Source organism: Mesorhizobium sp. M7A.F.Ca.CA.001.04.2.1, assembly GCF_003998485.1.
Lineage (GTDB): Bacteria > Pseudomonadota > Alphaproteobacteria > Rhizobiales > Rhizobiaceae > Mesorhizobium > Mesorhizobium ciceri.
Genome location: NZ_RZQT01000239.1, coordinates 1 through 3,978, shown reverse-complemented (window position 1 = coordinate 3,978; position 3,978 = coordinate 1). Strand labels below are relative to the sequence as shown.

3 protein-coding genes are annotated in these 3,978 nt (G+C 60.0%); all 3 read left to right on the top strand.

The window, feature by feature from the left end:
- Window positions 1-798, top strand: a 798-nt coding sequence (gene rseP, locus EN955_RS33860; RefSeq protein WP_127223558.1) for an RIP metalloprotease RseP, incomplete at its 5' end; no start/stop codon positions are given.
- Between the two features lie 217 nt (window positions 799-1,015).
- Window positions 1,016-3,382 (top strand): outer membrane protein assembly factor BamA, encoded by a 2,367-nt coding sequence (gene bamA, locus EN955_RS33855; RefSeq protein WP_013531755.1) that lies wholly within the window; start codon window positions 1,016-1,018, stop codon window positions 3,380-3,382.
- Between the two features lie 75 nt (window positions 3,383-3,457).
- A partial coding sequence (locus EN955_RS33850; protein WP_281034487.1) for an LpxD N-terminal domain-containing protein occupies window positions 3,458-3,978 on the top strand: 521 nt, incomplete at its 3' end.

Genomic DNA, 3,978 nt, shown 5'->3' with positions numbered 1-3,978 from the left:
ATCTGGAAGCGCGCGGCAACGGTGGTGGCCGGACCGCTGTTCAATTTCCTGCTGACGATCGTTGTCTTTTCCGTGCTGTTCACCGCCTATGGCCGCTATGTCGCCGAGCCCATGGTGGCCGAGGTGACCGCCGACAGCCCGGCGGCGAAGGCCGGCATCCTTCCCGGCGACCGATTCGTCAGCGTCGACGGCAACAAGGTCGAAACCTTTGGCGACGTCCAACGCCTGGTCTCGGGCCGTGCGGACGACGCAATCACTTTCGTCATGCTGCGCGACGGCCGGGAGGTCACTGTGACCGCGGCACCGCGGCTGATGGAACAGGAAGACGCGCTCGGCAACAAGGTCAAGGTCGCTGTAATCGGTGTCGTCAACAACAAGGAACTCGGCCAGCCACGGCTCATCACCTACACGCCTGTTGGAGCTGTCGCGGCAGCGGTCGAGGAAACCGGTCACGTCATCCAGCGCACCGGCCAGTTCCTGCAGCGCTTTGTTGTCGGGCGCGAAGACAAATGTCAGCTGGGCGGCCCGGTGAAGATCGCCGACATGGCGGGCAGGGCTGCGAAACTGGGATTCGAATGGCTCGTGCAGCTGGTTGCACTGCTATCCGTTGGCATCGGAATTCTGAACCTTTTGCCGATTCCCCCCCTCGACGGCGGTCACCTCTTGTTCTACGGGGTGGAGGCTGTCATTCGCCGTCCGGTGTCGGAACGGATGATGGAAATGGCCTATCGGGCCGGGTTGCTTCTGGTGCTGTGCTTCATGGGGTTCGTTTTTTGGAACGATCTGTTTGGGTGCTGAAATCATGAAGAAATTTGGCTTCCGCATGGACGATGTTGAGACGCCGTTTACCATGCAAGGGGATATGAGTGACGCGAAAGCCACGCCGCAGGGTTAAGTAAATACAAATTAACCAGAAGCCTTGCGTGTAGGGAAAATCCGGTTAATACGGTAGGGGAAATTACCGCACGTCCGGTTTTCTCGCCGTGGGGACTACGAGAAAAGGTTATTAAGCCCGATGAAGGCAGCATCCAAGTTTCTAAGCGCCGCGTCCGCGGTGACCCTGTCCGCGGCCATGGTCGTGCCAGGCGCGCTCGCAGTGCAGTTCGTTGCCACATCGGCGGCTGAAGCCGCTGTCGTCAGCAGAGTCGAAGTAAGCGGCAACCAGCGTATCGACGCTGAGACCATCCGCAATTACATCACCATCAAGCCGGGCAAGGCTTTCTCCAGTTCCGATATCGACGGTGCGGTCAAGGCACTGTTTGGCACCGGCCTGTTTTCGGATGTGCAGATCAACCAGGTCGGCTCGACGCTGGTGGTCAAGGTTGCCGAGTACCAGGTTGTCAACCAGGTGCTGTTCCAGAACAACAAGAAGCTCAAGGACAATGCGCTCGCGGCGGCGGTGCAGCTGAAGCCGCGCGGAACGTTCTCGCAGGCGACGCTGGATGCCGACGTGGAATCGGTCAAGGCTGCCTACAAGCGCATTGGTCGCGACGACGTGACCGTGACCACGCAGGTCATGCAGCTTGGCGACAATCGCGTGAATGTGGTCTTCAACATTGCCGAAGGCGATCGCACGCAGATCGCGGCGATCAATTTCGTCGGCAACAGCGCCTATTCCAGCCGCCGCCTGTCGGATATCATCAACACCAAGCGTTCGTCCTGGGTTTCCTTCATCCTGCGCGACGACGTCTACGACGATGACAAGCTGCGCGCGGACCAGGAGCTGCTGCGCCGCTTCTACTACAATCACGGCTATGCCGACTTCCAGGTCGTGTCCGCCGTCGGCGAGCTCGACAGCGCGACGAACAAGTACACGGTCACCATCACCGTCCAGGAAGGCGACCGCTACACGTTCGGCGATGTCAGCGTCGAGAGCACGATCCCTGAAGTCGACGGCAAGTCGCTGGAATCGGTGATCGAGACCCACAAGGGTGACGTCTACAACGCCAAGAACGTCGAGGATTCCATCATCGCGCTGACCGAGAAGGTGGCCGGTTCCGGCTATGCCTTCGCGCAGGTCACGCCGCGCGGCGACCGCAATTTCGAGAACCACACCATTTCGGTGGTCTATACGATCGACCAGGGCACCAAGGCCTATATCGAGCGCATCGAGATCCGCGGCAACGATCGCACGCGTGACTATGTCATTCGCCGGGAGTTCGACGTCAGCGAAGGCGACGCCTTCAACCAGGTGCTCATCCAGCGCGCGAAGAAGCGCCTGGAAAACTTGAATTACTTTGAGAAAGTCGACATCTCGACCGTGCCTGGCTCGCAGCCCGACCAGGTCGTTCTGGTGGTCGACGTGGTTGAGAAATCGACCGGCGAGTTCTCGGTGGGTGCTGGTTATTCGACCGGTGGCGACACGGCCGGTCCGTCGGTCGAAGGCTCGGTGACCGAGCGCAACTTCCTCGGTCGCGGTCAGTTCATCAAGCTGTCTGCGGGCGGCGGCAAGAATTCACGCGACTACAGCCTGTCCTTCACCGAGCCTTATTTCCTCGGACGGCGCATCGCCGCCGGTTTCGACATCTATAAGTCGACGCGGGAATACAACAACAACTATGACAGCGATACCACAGGCGCGACGATCCGTTTCGGCCTGCCGATCACCGACAGCATCACGACCCAGTTGGCGTACAACATCTCGCAGGAAAAATATAAAGTTGACGATGGTTGCTTGACCGATGGGGTTTATATTCCTGGCAGCCCTTGCAATATCTCAACTGCAATCCTTGATGGCATCGATCAGAGCCCTTGGATCAAGTCGTCGGTCAGTCTCGGGCTGGTCTACAACACCATCGACGACATGAAGAACCCGCATGAGGGTATCTATGCCAACACAACCGTCGAAGTGGCCGGTCTTGGCGGCGATGCCAAGTTCGTGAAGATCACGGGACGCGGCAGCGTCTATCAGACGTTGTCCGAGTCGCTTGATCTTGTCGGCCTTATTTCGGGCGGCGCCGGCCATGTCGAGGGTTATGGCAGTGACGGCCTGCGTATCTTCGATCAGTTCCAGAGCACGGACCGCATGATCCGTGGCTTCGCCTATGGCGGTATCGGGCCTGTGGATCCTCTCACGGGTGACCATCTCGGCGGTACGACCTACTTCAATGCTTCTGCTGAAGCCCAGTTCCCGCTGCCAGTCGTTCCGGAAAGCTTCGGCCTTCGCGGAGCTGTGTTTGCTGACGCGGCGACTCTCTATGGCAGCAAGGTTACGAGCGTTGCTCAGGAGTCAACGGACATGCAGCTGCGTGCCTCTGTCGGCGTTGGTCTGATGTGGGCGTCGCCGTTCGGTCCGATCCGTATCGACTATGCGATCCCGGTCAAGAAGGAAGCGCGCGACGACGTGCAGGAATTCAACTTCGGCATATCGACCCGCTTCTGATCGGCGGCCAACGATGCTCTCGGGTCTTCAGGGTCCGGGAGAAATGTTCCGACCTAGCTGGATATAGCTTCTGGAATGACCGATCCGGTGTTCTTCGCGCCATCACGCCGGTATACGGCGGGCGAAGTCGCGAATCTGACCGGCTCGGTGCTTGTCGATTCCGGCCACTCCAATATTTCGATCGAAGCACTCGCGCCGGCCAGCGAGGGCGGCGAGAATGCGCTCGTCTTTGTCGACGGCAAGCGTAATTCCGCGCTGATGCCGTCGCTGCGGGCTGCCGCGGTGCTGTGCCCGGCGGAATTTGCCGGCAAGGCGCCGGCAAGCGTTGCCGTTCTCATTCATCCGCGTCCGCAACAGGCCTTCGCGCTGATCGGGCGTCTGCTGTTTCCGAGGGCAGCGACACCAGGGCCGATGACCAGTGAAACCGGCGTCTCGCCGTACGCTCATGTCGATGCGACCGCGCATGTCGAAGCCGGTGCCGTCATCGAGGCCGGCGCGGTTATCGGGCCAAGCGCTTCGATCGGCAGCGGTACCGTCATCGCCCCGAATGCGGTCATCGGACAATCCTGCCAGATCGGCCGCGACGGCTATGTCGG